Raw genomic sequence first — 18929 nt, forward strand, 5'->3', positions numbered from 1 at the left:
ACGTGCCGAAATAGTCGGGGGAGACGATTACAGTTTCTTCGCTTTTTCCACGGCTTCTTCGATAGAACCGACCATGTAGAAAGCCTGCTCTGGCATATGGTCGAATTCACCTTCCATGATGCCTTTAAAGCCACGGATGGTATCTTTCAGAGACACGTATTTACCCGGGGAACCGGTGAATACTTCTGCCACGAAGAACGGCTGGGACAGGAAACGCTGCATCTTACGAGAGCGTGCTACCACCAGTTTGTCTTCTTCAGACAGTTCATCCATACCCAGGATGGCGATGATGTCTTTCAGTTCCTGATAACGCTGCAGCAGTGACTGAACGCCACGCGCAGTGTCATAGTGTTCCTGACCAACAACCAGTGGATCCAGCTGACGGCTGGTTGAATCCAGTGGGTCAACCGCCGGGTAGATACCCAGGGAAGCGATCTGACGGCTCAGTACCACGGTTGCATCTAAGTGAGCAAAGGTGGTGGCTGGAGACGGGTCAGTCAAGTCATCCGCAGGAACGTAAACGGCCTGTACAGACGTGATTGAACCGGTTTTGGTCGAGGTGATACGTTCCTGCAGAACGCCCATCTCTTCCGCCAGCGTTGGCTGATAACCTACCGCAGAAGGCATACGACCCAGCAGTGCTGATACTTCAGTACCGGCCAGGGTGTAACGGTAGATGTTATCGATGAACAGCAGAACGTCACGACCTTCGTCACGGAACTTTTCAGCCATAGTCAGGCCAGTCAGCGCGACGCGCAGACGGTTTCCTGGTGGCTCGTTCATCTGGCCATAGACCAGGGAAACTTTATCGATAACGTTAGAGTCGGTCATTTCGTGGTAGAAGTCGTTACCCTCACGAGTACGCTCACCCACGCCAGCAAATACCGAGAAACCTGAGTGTTCTGCCGCGATGTTACGGATCAGTTCCATCATGTTTACGGTTTTACCTACACCCGCACCACCGAACAGACCAACTTTACCGCCCTTAGCGAACGGACACATCAGGTCGATAACCTTGATGCCGGTTTCCAGCAGTTCCTGCGAGTTAGACTGATCTTCGTAAGAAGGTGCTGCGCGGTGAATTGCCCAACGCTCTTCTTCGCCGATGTCGCCTTTCATATCGATTGGCTCACCCAGCACGTTCATGATACGGCCGAGTGTTGCCACACCGACAGGGACTTCAATTGGGTGCTGAAGGTCAACCGCTTCCAGGCCACGTTTCAGGCCGTCGGAAGAACCCATTGCGATGGTACGAACCACACCGCCGCCCAACTGCTGCTGAACTTCCAGCACCAGACGAGCATCACCATTTTTAACCTCAAGGGCGCTGTACACTTGTGGTACTGCGTCCTGAGGGAATTCGACGTCAACTACGGCGCCGATTACCTGGACAATCTTTCCAGTAGCCATCTTGAATCCTCTACCTAAATTCTGCGTATACCTGGTTAAACCGCGGAGGCCCCACCGACAATTTCGGTAAGTTCCTGGGTGATGCTGGCCTGACGAGCTTTGTTGTATACCAACTGAAGCTCTTTGATCAGGTTTCCGCCGTTATCGGTCGCGGCTTTCATCGCCACCATTCGCGCGGCCTGCTCGCTGGCCAGGTTTTCAACAACACCCTGGTAAACCTGAGACTCGACGTAGCGACGCAGCAATGTATCCAGCAGCGCTTTCGGATCGGGTTCATACAGATAGTCCCAGGTACTCTTCTTCACAACGCCTTCCGCATCATCTGCTGGCGGTAACGGCAGCAGCTGTACGATCTGTGGAGACTGAGACATGGTGTTGATAAATTTGTTGCTGACAATAAACAGCTTGTCGAGACGGCCTTCATCGTATGCTTGCAGCATCACTTTGACCGGGCCAATCAGGTCGGACAGCGCAGGTTTATCACCCATTCCGCTTACCTGAGCAACCACGTTGCCGCCAACAGAACCGAAGAATGACTGACCTTTAGAACCGATAACCGCCAGATCGCTCTCGACGCCTTTATCAGACCAGGCCTTCATATCTGCCAGCACTTTTTTGAACAGGTTAATGTTCAAACCACCACAAAGCCCGCGGTCGGTAGATACGACCAGATAGCCAACGCGTTTAACGTCGCGCTCTTCCAGGTAAGGGTGCTTGTATTCCAGATTACCTAACGCAATGTGACCAATCACTTTGCGCATGGTCTCTGCATAAGGACGGCTGGCCGCCATGCGTTCTTGCGATTTACGCATTTTGGAGGCGGCGACCATTTCCATCGCTTTGGTGATCTTCTGCGTGTTTTGCACGCTGCCGATCTTACTACGTATCTCTTTTGCGCCGGCCATAAGCTTCTCCTCAAAGCCTTGCGGCCTGCCCCCTAAGGGACAAGCCGCCAGACATTACCAGGACTGGGTTGCTTTAAACGTTTCGAGGAGGCCTTTCAGCTTCTCTTCGATTTCGCCGTTATAGTTACCAGACTGGTTGATATCAGCCATCAGCTCTGCGTGATCGCGATCAGCAAATGCCAGCAGTGCTGCTTCGAAGCTACCGATTTTCGCCAGTTCGACGTCATTCAGGAAGCCGCGCTCGGCAGCAAACAGAACCAGACCCTGCTGCGCTACTGACATCGGCGCATACTGTTTCTGCTTCAGCAGCTCGGTCACTTTCTGACCGTGACTCAGCTGTTTGCGGGTTGCTTCATCCAGATCGGATGCGAACTGAGAGAACGCAGCCAGTTCACGATACTGTGCCAGAGCGGTACGAATACCACCGGACAGTTTCTTGATGATCTTGGTCTGAGCAGCACCACCAACACGAGAAACGGAGATACCCGGGTTAACTGCCGGACGAATACCGGAGTTAAACAGGTTAGTTTCCAGGAAGATCTGACCATCAGTAATCGAGATTACGTTGGTTGGAACGAACGCAGAAACGTCACCCGCCTGGGTTTCGATGATTGGCAGCGCGGTCAGTGAACCGGTTTTACCTTTCACTTCACCATTGGTGAAACGCTCAACATAGTCGGCGCTCACACGGGAAGCACGCTCCAGCAGACGGGAGTGGAGGTAGAACACGTCGCCAGGGAAGGCTTCACGACCTGGTGGACGGCGCAGCAACAGAGAAACCTGACGGTAAGCAACAGCCTGTTTAGACAGGTCATCGTATACGATCAGAGCGTCTTCGCCGCGGTCACGGAAGTATTCGCCCATGGCGCAACCGGCATACGGAGCCAGGTATTGCAGAGCAGCAGACTCAGAGGCAGTCGCAACAACAACGATGGTGTTAGCCAGCGCGTTGTGTTCTTCCAGTTTGCGTACCACGTTAGCGATGGTAGAGGCTTTCTGGCCGATAGCAACGTACACACATTTGATGCCTGAATCGCGCTGGTTGATGATCGCATCGATCGCCATCGCGGTTTTACCGGTCTGACGGTCACCGATGATCAGCTCACGCTGGCCACGGCCGATTGGAATCATTGCATCGACAGATTTGTAACCGGTCTGTACAGGCTGGTCAACGGACTGACGATCGATAACACCAGGTGCAATCACTTCGATCGGTGAGAAACCGTCGTTGTCGATAGCGCCTTTACCGTCAATAGGTGCACCCAGGGTGTTCACCACGCGGCCTAACAGACCACGGCCAACCGGCACTTCCAGGATACGGCCAGTACACTTCACCTTCATGCCTTCGGCGAGGTCAGCGTATGGGCCCATCACAACTGCACCAACAGAGTCACGCTCCAGGTTCAGTGCGATTGCGTAACGGTTACCCGGCAGGGCAATCATCTCACCCTGCATCACATCGGCCAGGCCGTTGACGCGGATGATACCGTCACTTACAGAAACAATAGTACCTTCGTTGTGAGCTTCGCTCACTACATTGAACTGAGCAATGCGCTGCTTGATCAGTTCGCTGATTTCGGTGGAATTCAGTTGCATATGCTCCAGTCCCCTTAAGACTGCAAGACGTCTGCGAGGCGTTCAAGACGACCGCGTACGCTTCCGTCAATGACCATATCACCCGCTCGGATGATTACGCCTGCCATTACAGACTTATCAATTTTGCAATTCAGCTTAACTTTGCGTGACAGACGTTTTTCCATCGCGCTGCTGATTTTGGTCAGCTGTTCATCGCTCAATGTTGTGGAAGAGATAACTTCAACCTCGGCGGTCGCATCATGTGCGGCACGCAGTTGGATGAACTGTTCCAGAACAGCGGCAAGCGCAGGCAAACGTTTGTTTTCAGCCATCACCTTAATCAGGTTTTGACCGGCTTCGTCGAGTTGGTCACCACAGATTGCGATGAACGCGCCAGACAACGCTTCCGGCGCCAGAGCGCCGGAAAGAAGTTCTGATACCTGTTCATTGCCAGCCACTTCGGCGGCAAACGCTAGCATCTGCTGCCAGCGATCGATACTTTGATGTTCAACCGCAAAGTCAAAAGCGGCTTTAGCGTAGGGGCGAGCTACGGTAGTAAATTCAGACATCAGCCCCTCCCTTACAGTTCAGCGACCAGTTTATCAACGATGTCGCTGTTAGCAGCTTCATCCACGGAACGTTCAATGATTTTCTCGGCGCCGGCAACAGCCAGCATCGCGACCTGCTTGCGCAGCTCTTCACGTGCACGTTTGCGTTCGGCATCAATTTCTGCCTGCGCCTGAGTGACGATCTTGCTACGTTCCTGTTCAGCCTCAGCTTTAGCTTCGTCCAGGATCTGAGCGCGGCGTTTGTTCGCCTGCTCGATGATTACCTGAGCGTCTTCTTTCGCTTTTTTCAACTGATCGGTCGCATTAGCCTGCGCGAGATCCAGATCTTTCTTGGCACGTTCAGCGGAAGCAAGGCCTTCAGCAACTTCTTTCTGGCGCTTTTCGATAGCGGCCATAAGCGGCGGCCATACGTACTTCATGCAGAACGCTACGAACAGGATGAACGCGATAGCCTGGCCGAGGATTGTTGCGTTAATGTTCACAGCACAATGCCTCTTGTTAAGTTAACGTTTTCTGCCGCTGTGATGACAGCGGCAGAATCCGTTCATCGCTATACGTGAGTACGGCGATGAACAAACGGTTTTACGCGACAGCAAACATCACGTACAGACCCAGACCAACAGCGATCATCGGGATTGCATCCACCAGACCCATTACAACAAAGAACTGCGTACGCAGCAGAGGAATCAGATCCGGTTGGCGTGCGGCGCCTTCCAGGAATTTGCCTCCGAGGATGCCGATACCGATCGCAGCACCGATTGCCGCCAGGCCCATCATCACAGCGGCAGCCATGTACAGCAGATCCATATTCAGGTTTTCCATGACAGTCTCCAGTTTGTTTCAGTTAAAACGCAGTAGTGTTGAGAAAAAAATCAATGTTCTTCAGATGCCATCGACAGATAGACAATCGTTAAGACCATGAAAATGAAAGCCTGCAACGAAATGATCAGTATGTGGAAAATGGCCCAAGGCACACTCAGAATCCACTGTGACCACCACGGCAACAGACCGGCAATCAGGATAAAAATCAATTCACCCGCATACATGTTTCCGAACAGTCGCAGACCCAGAGATACCGGTTTGGACAGCAGGCTCACACCTTCCAGAATCAGGTTGATCGGAATGAACACAGGGTGGTTGAAGGGTTGCAGAGTCAGCTCTTTAGTAAAGCCGCCAATGCCTTTCATCTTGATGCTGTAGAACAGAATCAAAATAAATACGCCAAGGGCCATCGACAACGTAACGTTCACGTCAGCAGAAGGCACCACACGCATCGCTGGTAGCCCCATCATCCCGGCGATATGCGGCAGCAAATCGATAGGTAACAGGTCCATAAAGTTCATCAGGAACACCCAGACGAAAACCGTCAGGGCCAGCGGAGCGATTAGTTTGCTTTTACCGTGGTACATGTCGCGCACGTTGTCGTCAACGAAACCAACAACTAACTCAACAGCGGCCTGTAATTTGCCTGGCACGCCGCTGGTCGCTGATTTCGCCACTTTGCGAAACAGCACCAGGAACACCAGTCCCAGCACCACAGAGAAAAACATGGAGTCGATATTTAATACCCAGAACGACGGTGCGTCGTGCGGATTCACTAGCTCGAAGGTACGCAGGTCCAACTGAAGGTTCTTCAGGTGGTGGCCTATGTATTCTTGCGGCGTAGAGATTTCTCCTGCAGCCATGATGCCTCTTACCCTTTGTTGTTAATTACAGCCGGTGCGACGATTTGCACAATCAGCACCGATAACCAGGCCAGTCCCAGCGGCGTAAACACCGCCTTAAACACTCCCAGCGCCACGATAATCACGAGGATCGTAACGAAAACTTTCAGCGCTTCGCCTAGCGCAAAAGTCCAGGCAAGCCGTCCCGTTACTTCATGCCCCGCCTGGTGGCGCCAGGCAAAAATCATAAACAACACGTTTGGCAGCCAGGCTGCCAGCCCGCCGGCAAGGGCGGACACGCCCCAGGTCAGATCTTTAAAGGAAAACAGCGCACCGATTACGACGAAGGTCGCCAACTGCCACAGCAGTATGGTTCGGGCAAATTTAACTCTGTAAAGGGACACTGACATGTCGCTGAAACTCTCCTGCCCCGAAAGGGGTATGTCGCGTGTCGTATAAAACTGCCTTTGCTCTTTTGAGTCAAGCAGCAAAAACCGTGCAAATTATACGGTGCGCACCTGTGATTTCAATCGATAAGTAGAGAAAAGGTGAACAATTATTTAAATTTCTTTCCAGCAGCCTATTTTCCAAAACCAATGACAACGGCTGCTTATCGACTTTTTTCTGCAATGCCCGCGAATCCATGCTTACAAAGCGTGCGGAAGATCACAAATTAGTAATGTAATGGCGGAGAATCAAACTGCCTTTTGAATGAACTTGAATAACATAACACCAATAAAATGATTAAAATCAGATAGATAATTATAATTTTTGTAAAAACACACTGTTATCTCGATTAAAAGCTTTTATTGACATCTGTAGCAAATATTTAACATCGACCCGGTCATCACTCACGCTAATTTATTAGCGCGATATATTTTCCTGCGTGACTATTTTATCCCTGTCGCACCACGAAAATATGACTCAAGTGATAACTAAATGTGAAAATAACGTTAAATGTAACAGAGGTTTTCAGATAATTTCCGCTGAGTGATTTAACCCGATGGTAACAGCTCCGTCCAGGCAAATTTTCGCAAAAAAAATCATGGGATGAGCATATTCTGAATACCCACATTTTAAATGTGCTATTGATATACCAAAAAGTCATATAATTTCAGGGGTTAACTATCACTGAAATACCGTTTTTTCTGGTTAAAAAGGCCAATAATTGCGAAAAAAAAACCCATCAACGCTAAAAAAACAGGCTGACAGGCCAGGTTCGCACAACGTCAAAATCAGGCAGAAGGGGCAATAATCACCAAATGGCGCTCACCTTCGAGCTGAGGAACGCTCAGTGGGAGAACGTTTTCCACCGTCAAACCGACAGGTAATACCGCGATTTCATCTTGAGGCAGCACACCTTTTAACGCGTAAAAACGACCCTGTGGACCCGGCAGATGATGGCACCAGGTGACCATATCCGTCAGCGAGGCAAAAGCTCTGCTGATCACGCCATCAAACGGCGGCTCGGCAGGAAAGTCTTCTACACGGCTTTGTACCGGTGAAATATTTTCCAGCTTCAGCTCATGCTGTACCTGTTTAAGGAAGCGTACGCGCTTGCCCAGGCTGTCCAGCAGCGTGAAATGAGACTGCGGCCTGACAATCGCCAGTGGAATGCCAGGTAATCCAGGCCCGGTACCCACATCAATAAACCGATCGCCTGACAGATGAGGCTCCACCACAATACTGTCAAGTATATGGCGTACCAGCATCTGCTCAGGGTCACGTACTGACGTCAGATTGTAGGCTTTATTCCATTTATGCAGCATTTCCACATAACCGACCAGCTGTTGTTTCTGCTGATCGGACAGGGAAATACCGGCGCTTTTTAGCAATACGGATAATTTATTAATCATGCGCTTTTACGTAAAAGCCCCTGTTTTTTAAGATAAATAAGTAAAATTGAGATGGCTGCAGGTGTAATCCCAGAAATACGTGACGCCTGGCCAATTGACCCTGGCTTATGATCGTTAAGTTTCGCGATCACTTCGTTAGAGAGGCCGCTGACCTGACGATAATCCAGATCAACAGGTAACAAGGTGTTCTCATTGCGTAACTGACGATCGATCTCTTCCTGCTGACGGACAATATAGCCTTCGTATTTGACCTGGATCTCAACCTGTTCAGCCGCCTGAGGATCGGTTAATGCCGGGCCAAAGTTGCTCAATGTCATCAGGTTCTGGTAAGTCATTTCAGGGCGGCGCAGCAGATCTTCACCACTCGCTTCTTTCGTCAGGCCTGCGCTCAGGAGTGTATTCACCTCAGCAACGCACTCTGATTTCGGATGTACCCAGATATCTCGCAGACGCTGGCGTTCCAGTTCAATGCTTTCCAGTTTCTCGTTGAAACGAGCCCAACGGGCATCGTCCACCAGACCCAGTTCACGACCCGCAGCCGTCAGTCGCAGATCGGCGTTATCTTCACGCAGCATCAGACGATATTCAGCACGTGAGGTAAACATGCGGTACGGCTCTTTTGTGCCGAGTGTGCAGAGATCGTCAACCAGTACGCCAAGGTAGGCCTGATCGCGACGCGGTGCCCAGGTGTCTTTGTCAGCAGACAGACGCCCGGCGTTCAGACCCGCCAGTAACCCCTGTGCAGCGGCTTCTTCATAACCTGTGGTGCCGTTGATCTGTCCTGCAAAGAACAGACCCTCAATATATTTGCTTTCCAGCGTCGGTTTCAGATCGCGTGGATCGAAGAAATCGTACTCAATGGCATAGCCAGGACGAACGATTTTGGCATTCTCCATTCCCTGCATAGAACGTACGATCTGCATCTGAACGTCAAACGGCAGACTGGTAGAAATGCCATTTGGATAAATTTCGTTGCTGGTCAGCCCTTCCGGCTCCAGGAAGATCTGGTGTGCATTGCGATCGGCAAAGCGCATCACTTTGTCTTCGATCGATGGGCAATAGCGTGGACCGATCCCTTCGATCACCCCGGCATACATTGGGCTGCGATCGAGATTATTGCGGATCACATCGTGGGTTTTTTCGTTGGTGTAGGTGATGTAGCACGGCACCTGTTGTGGATGCTGGCTGACATTACCCATAAACGAGAACACTGGCATCGGCGTATCACCATGCTGCGGAGCCAGAACGCTGAAATCAATGGTTCGGGCATCAATACGCGGAGGGGTTCCGGTTTTCAGACGTCCTACACGCAGAGGAAGTTCACGCAGACGCTGTGATAACGAGATGGAAGGCGGATCACCAGCACGGCCACCGCTGTAGTTGTCCATTCCGATGTGAATTTTACCATCAAGGAACGTTCCTACCGTCAGCACAACGGCCTTGGCACGGAACTTCAGACCCATCTGGGTGACGGCACCCACGACACGATCGTTTTCGACAATCAGATCTTCAACCGCCTGCTGGAAGATCATCAGGTTGGGCTGATTCTCCAGTGCTGTACGTACCGCCTGACGATACAGTACACGATCGGCCTGAGCACGGGTTGCTCTCACTGCCGGACCTTTGCTGGCGTTTAGTATCCTAAACTGGATACCCGCCTGGTCAATGGCATGAGCCATCAGCCCGCCCAGTGCGTCCACTTCTTTTACCAGATGTCCTTTTCCGATACCGCCGATCGCTGGGTTGCAGGACATCTGCCCCAGTGTGTCGATGTTATGGGTCAATAACAGGGTTTGTTGACCCATACGGGCAGCAGCCATCGCTGCTTCCGTTCCCGCATGACCACCACCGATTACGATGACGTCAAAAGGATCTGGATAAAACATGGTACTGCACCTCGCGGTTTGTGCGAATTAAGGGAGTGTTGCTGAGGGCGTGGATTCTACTCAACTTTAGACGATGGCGAAAGCACCGGGATCTTCGTGTATTAAAAAGAAGATCTTTTTTATTTAGAGATCTCTTTATTAGATCTTCTATTAGGATCGACGACCTCTGTGGATAAGCCTTTTTTGCTGATAAGGATCAAGTGATTAGACAGGATCATTAGCTGTTAATGATCGGTGATCCCACACCGTATAAGCTGGGATCTAAATGGCATGTTATCCACAGGCTCAGCCAGGTACTCATGTTGTCCTTGGGATAAACACCGGTTATCAGACTGTATTGAGCCTAGTTATCCACAGTTGAATGCGTTAAAACCAGGCAAAAAAGGGCAATATTTACAAAACTCAGGATCGAAAAAGGCCAGTTTTGCGGATCGGGCAGAGGATCTCCGGCCGATCCGGGCAAGAGTTAGATCAGTTCTTTCCAGCTTTCTACCCAGACACCGGCAGGATCTTCGGGAATCTCATGTTGCAGCACATCTATATCCAGTCGATCGCCAATACGCTGTGCTCCCAGTGATGTCAGCAGCTCGTCAAACTGGATAATGGCACCGCAAAACAGATCATATTCACGATTACCAATGCCTACAGCCCCGTAACGCAGGTTACTCAGATCCGGTTGCTGTTCCTTTATGGCTTCAAACAGTGGCTGAATGTTATCGGGCAGTTCACCGGCACCGTGGGTAGAACTCACCACAATCCATATCCCTTCCATTTTCAGCTCTTCCAGCTCCGGCCCATGCAGTGTTTCTGTTGTATGTCCTGCTTCTTCAAGCTTCTCAGCAAGATGATCGGCCACATATTCTGCGCTGCCTAAGGTGCTGCCACTGATTAAGGTAATGTCGGCCATGATGAGATCCCTGAATGATAATGGCGGGCATTGTACTCTGTGATCACCATGGGATCTACCTGTGGATAATTAAGGGTATTACTGCCAGGCACCTGGCTTGTTGGCCAGTTCCAATCCGGGCAGTGCTCGCGCTCCTCACGTACTTCAGTACGCTGCGGGTGCTGTGCGCTGGCCGGATCGAAACTGACGGCACCGTCGACGGTGCATGACGAGGAGGGGATCTGAGAAAACATTCTGGTGTGGATAACCTTATGCACCGATCACGGGATAATGGTGCGCATAATCGGGTTTTGCAGGGAGATCAGGGTTTCGGTGGACTGGATTTCATCGATGGTCTGGATCTTGTTGATCAATACCTGTTGCAGGGCATCGATCGAGCGGCACATGACCTTAATAAAGATGCTGTAGTGCCCGGTGGTGTAATACGCTTCGACCACTTCATCCAGTGCTTCCAGTCGCGCCACTGCTGACGGATAGTCTTTGGCACTTTTCAGAATGATGCCGATAAAGCAGCAGACATCATAACCAAGCTGCTTCGGATCTATCTCAACGCGCGTTCCTTTAATGATCCCCGCCTGCTTCATCTTCTCCACGCGCACGTGGATAGTGCCGGGGCTGACGTTGAACTGCTTGGCCAGTTCGGCATAGGCGGTACGGGCATTCTCCATTAGTGCATTGAGAATGCCGCGGTCGAGATTATCTGGCTGCATATTTTCCGGCATAGTGACTCCGAGATTGAATGTTATTCAATGAACAGAGTATTAATGTGCGGGATCGTGAACAGAATGGCAATCAGAGTGCCGATATGACAGCGGGCACCGAAGGGTGCCCGCCGGAGAACAAAAGATTAACGTTTACGCCACAGTGTCACCTGAGCGACGGTGTGCTGGTACTTACGCGCCGTTTCGCGGATGACAAACGGCACATCCTGTGCGGGTTCGATCTCCTCAAAATCGGGTGCCAGCAGGCGCTGCAACGCCTGGTAAGTCGATAGCGCCTCACCGTTTTCACGAATGCCTCCCAGCCAGTTTTCCTTCGGCGTGAAGTCTTCCAGCCACGTATAAGGAGAAGAGAGCATCAGCACACCGCCGGGGCGGATCATGCGGGTGATGTCCTGCAGGAAGCGACGTGGCTGGCGCAGACGATCAATCAGGTTCGAAGCCAGCACCAGATCGAAGGGTTCAGCCTGCGGTTTCAGGTTACAGGCATCGCCCTGTACAAACTGAATACGGCTGGCCTGTTCAGTACCGAGGTCAATATCCTTCAACTGTACCTGTCGGTATTCCACCAGCTCGCCCTCTTCCTGGGTGACGTAGCGGAACTCTTCGCCGCTGGTGAGCTGTAATGCCACGTCGATAAAGCGTGCGGAATAGTCCATTCCCACCACCTGGCCGAAATGACGTGCCAGTTCAAAACTCGCACGTCCTGTGGCACAGCCAATATCCAGTGCCCGCTGACGCTGGTTTGTGACACCGCAGGCTATCTCAACCAGCACTTTCGCGTAGTTGGCCACGCCGAAGTATTCCGGCCCGTACTGGAAGTCGAGGTACTGTGACACCATGCTGTCGGTTTCATAGGGGTTACTGGCCCGGCTTTCCTGATGATCGGAGACCACATAGCGGAAACCCGCGTGCTGGAAGAAGTGGCGGCGGAAAGCGTAACGTGCCGACTTTAGCGCTTCATTCCCTGTAGATATCCAGCTGCCGCCTTTGATCAGCGAATGCTTACCATCAAACGTCGGCGTGGAGAAGTCATCATATAAAGGATGGACGCGGAAACCTTCAAAACCTGAAATCGGGGTGGTTGTCCATTGCCAGACGTTGCCGATCAGGTCGAAAAATTCACCCTGAGCAAAACGATCGACAGGGCAGGATGAGGCCCAGTGGGAGAGATTGATATTACCCGGTGCGTTATCCCAGTCAGGCTGATCGCCGGCCACCTTCTCACGCAGCAGCATCCATTCGCTTTCGGCGGGAAGCTGAACAGACTGGCCTGTCACTTCGGCTTTCCAGCGGCAGAATGCCGCAGCTTCAAGCTGATTGACTTCGGCTGGCCAGTCCCAGGGCATCGGGACTTCTTCCGCCATCAGGCGGAGCTTCAGCGTTTCCGGCTGGTCTGCGTTCCCGCTCCAGAAGGTAGGTTGGCTGGCTTTCGCGAATTCACGCCAGCCCCAGCCTTCGTCATCCCACCAGCGTGGTGTCTGATAGCCACCCGCCGTCACGAAGTCGAAGAACTCTGCGTTACTGACCAGCATTTTACTGGCCTCGAAAGCCTTCACGTCGGTGATGCGGCTGCCATACTCGTTATCCCAGCCGTAGGTGTCGTCGGTTTTTCCCTGAGTGACCCGTCCTGCGGCAACACTGATCAGGCTGTTATGCGGCACCGTCTGACGCTCATGGCGCGCATCCGGACACACCGGCCAGTGTGGCTGCGGTTTGACCCATGCCAGCGGCAACTGTCGAATCAGCACGCTGGAGGTTTCCAGATGGATACGCTCATGTTCGATGCCCATCAGGATAACCCAGGCCGGGCTATCCCAGGTGATCGGCAGCGTTAGCGGCATCTCACGGATCAGCTGTTCAACGCGGGCGCGCACTTTACCGCGATAATCGCGCAGTTCAGCGACCGATGGCCAGGCATAGTGACTGGTGTCGAGGTCATCCCAGCTCATCTCATCGACGCCGATGGCCATCATCGCTTCAATGCTATCGTCGGTACGGTTGTCGAGCAGGCGAGCTGCCATCAGCTTATTGATATAGAACGTGGCGGTGTGACCGTAGTAGAAGATCAGCGGATGCCGTAGCGATATCGCTTTGGTTGTCCACGCCCGTTCATCCGCCAGGCAGTCAAACAGGCTTTCATACAGCTCCCATGTCTGGCGGAAGTAATTGAGCAATTGCTGACGTTTTTGTTCCGGGTCATTGCCGGTTAACTGCAGCGTGCGGGTTGGGGCAGGTAATCCTGTCTGGTGTTGTTGCGAAGTCACGTGATGCTCCCATCTTGCCATGTGGCTAAAGCGTATACATCACTATAGCAAATAAGCTTTGTCAGATTAGGTCAAAGGCGGGGCTCAGCGTTTCCAGCGACGGAGCAGGCGGCTTTTTAGCCCGGTGTCGAAACGCCAGATGTGGTCAAAGATGCGCATAATGCCAGGTTTTCCATGATCGGACATGGCAACGGCATGAAAACGCTGTTGCTGTTGGTTCTGGTGGTCGCGTACGCGTTTGACCAGTACATCAGGAAGACGTTGAGCGATAAAGTCAGAGAGAATAACGGCGTCAGCATCTTGCCACTGTGGGCCGGACAGCTTGAGTAAGACGGCATCGAGGCAGGCAGCCAGGTCGGTGCCGCCACGGAAACGCTGGCTGAGAAAACGGATCGCCTGGCTGATGCCATCTTCAGCGGTCAGTTCATAGCCCACCACTTCATGGGCAAACAGCATAATGTAGCAGCGGCGGTTATCTGCCAGCGCCACTTTCAGCAGGGCCAGGCAGAACGCTTTGGCACAGCGTTCATTAAAGCCGCCCATTGAACCGGATGTATCCACGCAGATGATAAACGGGCCGCGCGGCTGCTCATCATGATGGTGGTGAGTCACCGGGCGCAGCGTGACTTTGTCATGCCAGCTCTCTCCCTGGAGACGATAGGTGAGCAGGCGTTTTTCCACCATCCGACGATAAAACTCCAGCTCCAGTTCGCTGATGCCCAGCGTGGCCAGCTCTGGTGGCAGCAGGCGCAGAATATCGTCACTCTGGTGCAGACCGCTGACTTCTTCCGGCACGCTTTCTGGTTCGCGCACCAGCTGGTGGAAGGCTTCCGGCGGAGCATCGTCCGAGAGTACCGCTTTGGCTTCACGGCTGCGGCCCAGCTGTTCCGCCAGTTTCAGCAGCTCCGGCTGGCTGGCCAGGAAATCGCCGTATTGCACCATGAGCTGGTAGTCGTCGCGTTGCAGTGAACTGCGGGTCAAATCCCATAAGCGCCCGGCAGCGGCTTCGTCGTCGGTGGCCAGCACGGGAGCCAGCTGACCACTCATGGCCAGCCGCTGTTGCAGGTCAGCCAGCAGTTTTTCACGCTCCTGATCGAGTAACTGTTGGTTAAGGGTCAGGGTTTGCAGCGTCAGGCTCAGTCGCCAGCGCTGTAAAAACAGCGTCTGCTGAGCGCCGCTGAGCTGCAAGGTATCGTGATGGCTGACCAGCGCTTGCGCTTTTTCAGCAAAGGGTGAGTGATTCTGCGCAAGCCATGTCAGTAATTCGGGCAGCTGACTGCTAAAGTCATGCTGGCTGAGAGTCTGGCACTGCTGGAAGCGGCTGAACTCTGCCGCCAAATCGTCCGGAACCGGGGTCGATTTTAACTGTTGCAGGATCTCTGACTTCCAGCGTGGAAGATCGCGCGTCAGGGCATTTTTCAGCCGGGGAAACTTTTCAAAAAAGGCGGCCAGCTGCGGTGAGGCCAGCAACGTGATCACCAGTTCTTCAATCAGCTCATTTTCACTGACTGCCAGAAACATACTCAATGTATCAAGTGAGATCACTGCCGCGCCTGCTTCAGCTGTTCCGCCACCTGTTGCAGGCTATCTTCAACACGTGCCAGCCAGTCATCGCTGATAAACAGGCAGCGATGATGCTGGCTGAACAGCGTGCGCTGTGCCCGAAGCTGGGTATCAAGCTCATCCAGCGCCAGCGAAATCTCTTCCGGCAGCCCTTGCTGCGGTTTACCCGGCAGCATCAGGCGTGAGGCTTGCAGGCTGACGTCGCGCAATGTCAGGCAGTCATGGCCGTCTACGTGCAAATCCAGCGTCTGGGCAAAGCCAATACCATTGAGCTTGCCACGCATTTCGCCGCCTTTTTGCAGCCAGTGATGCAGAGCTTCGCGGGTCAGGGTGATATGCGTGACCTGCATATCATGCAGCGTGAGCGGTTTTTGCAGCATCAGCGTCAGCGCATCGGCTGACAGCGTTGCCGGCAGATCAAAGTGAGGTTTGCGGCTGAACATGCCGCCATGTTTCTCCAGGCGGATGGCCTGTTCCACACTTTGTTGCTGCTGGAGCGCCAGACGGCGGGCATTAATTTGCTGCAATTTGAACAGCATCGGTTGCTGCTGCCACGCCTGCTGGGTGATCAGATTATCCAGTTCACGATCCAGCAGTTTCATCGATCCCACATCGTGCCACAGGCAGTCTTTCAGCAGGATCAAATCAATAGGCGCGATCACGCTACGGCCACTGTAAAAGGCACTGGCCTGCAACAAGTGAATGGCTTTTTTCCAGCGGCGATCGGAGATATACGGCGCTTCTGGTTGATTTTCTAACAGTTGACGCAGTTGGAAAATAAGCTCGAAAACATCGTCGGGCAGGCTGACTTTACTGATACCTTGTTGCCACTCCAGATACTCTTCATCGCTGATGCAGAGTGAATCGGATACCGGATTCTGATTCTCATCCTGCTGGTGGGTCAACAGACTGCGGAAGTTCTGCTTTTCATGCACGTTATCCAGCCACAGGCGGATCAGCATACGGTCGTACAGTGCTTCAAGCCCACTATCCGCTTCCGGCAGTTCGTTAGAGGCAGTGACCAGCAGGCGCATCGGGATTTTATCTTCGCTGTCACCGTTACGAAAACGGCGTTCATTAATCGCGGTCAGCAACGTATTCAGGATGGCGGGCCCGGCTTTCCAGATCTCGTCAAGAAACACGATTTCTGCGTCAGGAAGGTAGCCTTTAGTCAGGCGCTGGTAGCGCCCTTCGTCTTTTAGTGCCTGAATAGAAAGGGGGCCAAAGACTTCTTCCGGCGTGGAGAAGCGCGTCATCAGGTATTCAAACGCGCGGGCATGCTGGAAAGCATACTTGAGCCGGCGGGCAATCAGGCTTTTGGCAATGCCCGGTGGGCCGAGTAAAAAGACACTCTCACCGCACAGGGCGGCGAGCAGGCAAAGGCGAATCGCATGATGGCGTTCGTAAAGTCCTTTCTCTAATGCATTGCTGAGGCGGGCGATGCGTTCCGCCAATAATTGAGAGTGGGCCATAATCAAACATTCATCCTTTTTCTACGGTCAGGCCAGATTGCTGTCTGGCGAGCGCAAACACTACTGGCTATGATGCTTGAAAGAGTTGATTGCAGTCAGCTTTTTTATTATCAAAGGGTGACACTGACCATTGAAGTTGTCATTTAACAGGCAATTAAGGATAGGCATTCATGTTTAATCATGCATACTGTGCGCGTTTTGACGGGCAGTTGAGCCGTACGCAATCCCGCGTCAGTCCACCGCAACAAAAGACAAGTCTATGAGTTCTGAGAAGAAGCAATCCCTTGGTGCCGTTACCCTGGCAGCGATAGGTGTGGTGTATGGTGATATCGGCACCAGCCCGCTGTATACACTGCGTGAGTGTCTTTCCGGGCAGTTTGGTTTTGGTGTTGAGCGCGATGCCGTTTTCGGCTTCCTGTCGCTGATTTTTTGGCTGTTATTACTCACCGTTTCACTGAAATATATCAGTTACGTGATGCGTGCCGATAATGCCGGGGAAGGCGGGATATTGACACTGATGTCACTGGCGGGACGCAATACCGGTGCGCGGTCAACCGCCGTGCTGGTGATCATGGGCCTGATTGGTGGCAGTTTCTTCTACGGCGAGGTGGTGATCACCCCGGCGGTATCGGTGCTTTCGGCCATTGAAGGCCTGGAGATAGCCGCGCCCTCCCTTGACCGCTATATCGTGCCGCTGGCGATTGGCGTGCTGACATTGCTCTTCATGATCCAGAAACACGGTACCGGCCTGGTCGGTAAGCTGTTCGCACCTGTGATGCTGTTGTGGTTTCTGGTGCTGGCGGTACTGGGTGCGCGCGGCATCATCAGTAACCCCGAAGTGCTGCACGCCATGAATCCTTACTGGGCGATTCATTTCTTTGTTGAATACAAAATGGTGTCCTTCTTTGCGCTTGGGGCCGTTGTGTTGGCCATCACGGGCGTTGAGGCGCTGTACGCCGATATGGGCCATTTTGGTAAGTATCCGATCCGTCTTGCGTGGTTTATTGTGGTGCTGCCGTCGCTGGTGCTGAACTATTTCGGCCAGGGCGCGTTGCTGCTGAAAAATCCGGAAGCGATTAAAAACCCCTTCTTCCTGTTAGCCCCCGATTGGGCGTTGATCCCGATGCTGATTCTGGCCACGCTGGCGACAGTGATCGCCTCTCAGGCGGTGATTTCCGGTGTCTTCTCCCTGACGCGTCAGGCGGTACGTCTCGGCTATCTGCCGCCGATGCGTATTGTTTACACCTCGGAAGAGGAGTCGGGCCAGATTTACATTCCGGTAATCAACTGGCTGCTGTTTGTCTCGGTAGTGATTGTGATTGTGGGCTTTGAGCATTCGAGCAACCTGGCTGCGGCTTACGGTATTGCCGTAACCGGAACGATGGTTCTCACTGCAATCCTGTGCAGCGTGGTGGCGATTAAAAACTGGCACTGGAATCGTTATCTGGTGATGACGCTGCTGGTGGGCATGTTGTGCATTGACGTGTCACTGTTCTCCGCAAACCTGGTGAAAGTGTTTGCCGGAGGCTGGTTACCACTTTCGCTGGCGCTGGTGATGTTTGTGGTGATGACCACCTGGAAGAGCGAACGTTTCCGTCTGCTGCGTCGGATGCACGAACACGGTAATTCTCTGGAGGCAATGATCGCCTCGCTGGAGAAATCGCCACCGGTGCGCGTGCCGGGCACCGCGGTGTATATGTCCCGCGCCCTGAACGTGATCCCGTTCGCCATGCTGCATAACCTGAAACACAACAAGGTGCTGCATGAGCGCGTGGTGCTGCTTACGCTGCGTACCGAAGATGCGCCTTATGTCCATAACGTGAAGCGTGTGACCATCGAGCAACTGTCGCCGACCTTCTGGCGTGTGGTGGCCAGTTACGGCTGGCGTGAAACGCCAAACGTGGAGGAGATTTTCCACCGCTGCGGTCTGGAAGGGTTGAGCTGCCGGATGATGGAGACCTCGTTCTTTATGTCACATGAGTCGCTGATTATCGGTAAGCGTCCGTGGTACCTGCGCCTGCGCGGCAAGCTGTTCCTTGCGCTGCAACGTAATGCGCTGCGGGCACCCGATCAGTTTAAAATTCCGCCTAACCGGGTGATTGAGCTGGGTACTCAGGTCGAGATTTAGCACGGTTC

General features: G+C 52.8%; 17 protein-coding genes. 1 reads left to right on the top strand and 16 read right to left on the bottom strand.

What is annotated here, in order from left to right:
- Positions 1-27 precede the first annotated feature (27 nt).
- The 16 genes from atpD to ravA all read right to left on the bottom strand — a co-directional run bounded on the left by atpD (position 28) and on the right by ravA (position 16793).
- On the bottom strand, positions 28-1410 hold the full coding sequence (gene atpD / locus FVB43_RS00905) for a F0F1 ATP synthase subunit beta (protein WP_133844847.1): 1383 nt from the start codon (positions 1408-1410) through the stop codon (positions 28-30).
- Between the two features lie 35 nt (positions 1411-1445).
- Positions 1446-2315 carry a F0F1 ATP synthase subunit gamma gene (atpG, locus tag FVB43_RS00910; RefSeq protein ID WP_133844849.1) on the bottom strand — a complete coding sequence of 290 codons (870 nt, stop codon included), beginning with the start codon at positions 2313-2315 and terminating at the stop codon, positions 1446-1448.
- Positions 2316-2369: 54 nt separating this feature from the next.
- Positions 2370-3911, bottom strand: a complete 1542-nt coding sequence (gene atpA, locus FVB43_RS00915) for a F0F1 ATP synthase subunit alpha (protein WP_133844851.1) — start codon at positions 3909-3911, stop codon at positions 2370-2372.
- Positions 3912-3925: 14 nt separating this feature from the next.
- Positions 3926-4459, bottom strand: a complete 534-nt coding sequence (gene atpH, locus FVB43_RS00920) for a F0F1 ATP synthase subunit delta (protein WP_133844854.1) — start codon at positions 4457-4459, stop codon at positions 3926-3928.
- An 11-nt stretch (positions 4460-4470) separates the two neighbouring features.
- The gene (gene atpF / locus FVB43_RS00925) at positions 4471-4941 is read right to left on the bottom strand and encodes a F0F1 ATP synthase subunit B (RefSeq protein ID WP_062744106.1); all 471 of its coding nucleotides are present in this window, start codon (positions 4939-4941) and stop codon (positions 4471-4473) included.
- Positions 4942-5041: 100 nt separating this feature from the next.
- The gene (gene atpE, locus FVB43_RS00930) at positions 5042-5281 is read right to left on the bottom strand and encodes a F0F1 ATP synthase subunit C (protein WP_003849523.1); all 240 of its coding nucleotides are present in this window, start codon (positions 5279-5281) and stop codon (positions 5042-5044) included.
- Positions 5282-5331: 50 nt separating this feature from the next.
- Positions 5332-6144, bottom strand: coding sequence for a F0F1 ATP synthase subunit A (atpB, locus tag FVB43_RS00935; RefSeq protein ID WP_133844856.1), 813 nt, complete (start codon positions 6142-6144; stop codon positions 5332-5334).
- A gap of 8 nt (positions 6145-6152) precedes the next feature.
- Positions 6153-6533, bottom strand: a complete 381-nt coding sequence (gene atpI, locus FVB43_RS00940; RefSeq protein WP_133844857.1) for a F0F1 ATP synthase subunit I — start codon at positions 6531-6533, stop codon at positions 6153-6155.
- An 825-nt stretch (positions 6534-7358) separates the two neighbouring features.
- On the bottom strand, positions 7359-7979 hold the full coding sequence (gene rsmG, locus FVB43_RS00945; protein ID WP_167863235.1) for a 16S rRNA (guanine(527)-N(7))-methyltransferase RsmG: 621 nt from the start codon (positions 7977-7979) through the stop codon (positions 7359-7361).
- Positions 7976-9865, bottom strand: coding sequence for a tRNA uridine-5-carboxymethylaminomethyl(34) synthesis enzyme MnmG (mnmG, locus tag FVB43_RS00950; RefSeq protein ID WP_133844861.1), 1890 nt, complete (start codon positions 9863-9865; stop codon positions 7976-7978). Before mnmG ends, rsmG begins: the two co-directional genes overlap by 4 nt.
- A gap of 466 nt (positions 9866-10331) precedes the next feature.
- Positions 10332-10772, bottom strand: coding sequence for an FMN-binding protein MioC (mioC, locus tag FVB43_RS00955; RefSeq protein WP_133844863.1), 441 nt, complete (start codon positions 10770-10772; stop codon positions 10332-10334).
- Complete coding sequence (locus tag FVB43_RS00960; protein WP_133844865.1) at positions 10754-11005, bottom strand: hypothetical protein; 252 nt, start codon at positions 11003-11005, stop codon at positions 10754-10756. The genes mioC and FVB43_RS00960 overlap by 19 nt, the downstream gene beginning before the upstream one ends.
- Positions 11006-11032: 27 nt before the next feature.
- Positions 11033-11494, bottom strand: coding sequence for a transcriptional regulator AsnC (gene asnC, locus FVB43_RS00965; RefSeq protein ID WP_133844867.1), 462 nt, complete (start codon positions 11492-11494; stop codon positions 11033-11035).
- A 125-nt stretch (positions 11495-11619) separates the two neighbouring features.
- Positions 11620-13779 (bottom strand): 5-histidylcysteine sulfoxide synthase, encoded by a 2160-nt coding sequence (ovoA, locus tag FVB43_RS00970; protein ID WP_167863236.1) that lies wholly within the window; start codon positions 13777-13779, stop codon positions 11620-11622.
- 63 nt (positions 13780-13842) lie between these two features.
- A complete protein-coding gene (viaA, locus tag FVB43_RS00975) occupies positions 13843-15303 on the bottom strand; it encodes an ATPase RavA stimulator ViaA (RefSeq protein ID WP_159338285.1) in 1461 nt (486 codons plus the stop codon).
- On the bottom strand, positions 15300-16793 hold the full coding sequence (ravA, locus tag FVB43_RS00980) for an ATPase RavA (RefSeq protein WP_133844874.1): 1494 nt from the start codon (positions 16791-16793) through the stop codon (positions 15300-15302). Before ravA ends, viaA begins: the two co-directional genes overlap by 4 nt.
- A gap of 259 nt (positions 16794-17052) precedes the next feature.
- On the opposite strand from ravA, the gene kup reads away from it, so the two are divergent.
- The gene (kup, locus tag FVB43_RS00985) at positions 17053-18921 is read left to right on the top strand and encodes a low affinity potassium transporter Kup (protein WP_133844876.1); all 1869 of its coding nucleotides are present in this window, start codon (positions 17053-17055) and stop codon (positions 18919-18921) included.
- Positions 18922-18929 lie beyond the last annotated feature (8 nt).

Source organism: Erwinia rhapontici (genome assembly GCF_012271765.1).
GTDB lineage: Bacteria > Pseudomonadota > Gammaproteobacteria > Enterobacterales > Enterobacteriaceae > Erwinia > Erwinia rhapontici.

Excerpts from the sequence above, each read along its gene's own strand:
- atpD (WP_133844847.1), bottom strand. The coding sequence starts at position 1,410 with ATGGCTACTGGAAAGATTGTCCAGGTAATCGGCGCCGTAGTTGACGTC.
- atpG (WP_133844849.1), bottom strand. The coding sequence starts at position 2,315 with ATGGCCGGCGCAAAAGAGATACGTAGTAAGATCGGCAGCGTGCAAAAC.
- atpA (WP_133844851.1), bottom strand. The coding sequence starts at position 3,911 with ATGCAACTGAATTCCACCGAAATCAGCGAACTGATCAAGCAGCGCATT.
- atpH (WP_133844854.1), bottom strand. The coding sequence starts at position 4,459 with ATGTCTGAATTTACTACCGTAGCTCGCCCCTACGCTAAAGCCGCTTTT.
- atpE (WP_003849523.1), bottom strand. The coding sequence starts at position 5,281 with ATGGAAAACCTGAATATGGATCTGCTGTACATGGCTGCCGCTGTGATG.
- atpB (WP_133844856.1), bottom strand. The coding sequence starts at position 6,144 with ATGGCTGCAGGAGAAATCTCTACGCCGCAAGAATACATAGGCCACCAC.
- atpI (WP_133844857.1), bottom strand. The coding sequence starts at position 6,533 with ATGTCAGTGTCCCTTTACAGAGTTAAATTTGCCCGAACCATACTGCTG.
- rsmG (WP_167863235.1), bottom strand. The coding sequence starts at position 7,979 with ATGATTAATAAATTATCCGTATTGCTAAAAAGCGCCGGTATTTCCCTG.
- mnmG (WP_133844861.1), bottom strand. The coding sequence starts at position 9,865 with ATGTTTTATCCAGATCCTTTTGACGTCATCGTAATCGGTGGTGGTCAT.
- mioC (WP_133844863.1), bottom strand. The coding sequence starts at position 10,772 with ATGGCCGACATTACCTTAATCAGTGGCAGCACCTTAGGCAGCGCAGAA.
- FVB43_RS00960 (WP_133844865.1), bottom strand. The coding sequence starts at position 11,005 with ATGTTTTCTCAGATCCCCTCCTCGTCATGCACCGTCGACGGTGCCGTC.
- asnC (WP_133844867.1), bottom strand. The coding sequence starts at position 11,494 with ATGCCGGAAAATATGCAGCCAGATAATCTCGACCGCGGCATTCTCAAT.
- ovoA (WP_167863236.1), bottom strand. The coding sequence starts at position 13,779 with ATGGCAAGATGGGAGCATCACGTGACTTCGCAACAACACCAGACAGGA.
- ravA (WP_133844874.1), bottom strand. The coding sequence starts at position 16,793 with ATGGCCCACTCTCAATTATTGGCGGAACGCATCGCCCGCCTCAGCAAT.
- kup (WP_133844876.1), top strand. The coding sequence starts at position 17,053 with ATGAGTTCTGAGAAGAAGCAATCCCTTGGTGCCGTTACCCTGGCAGCG.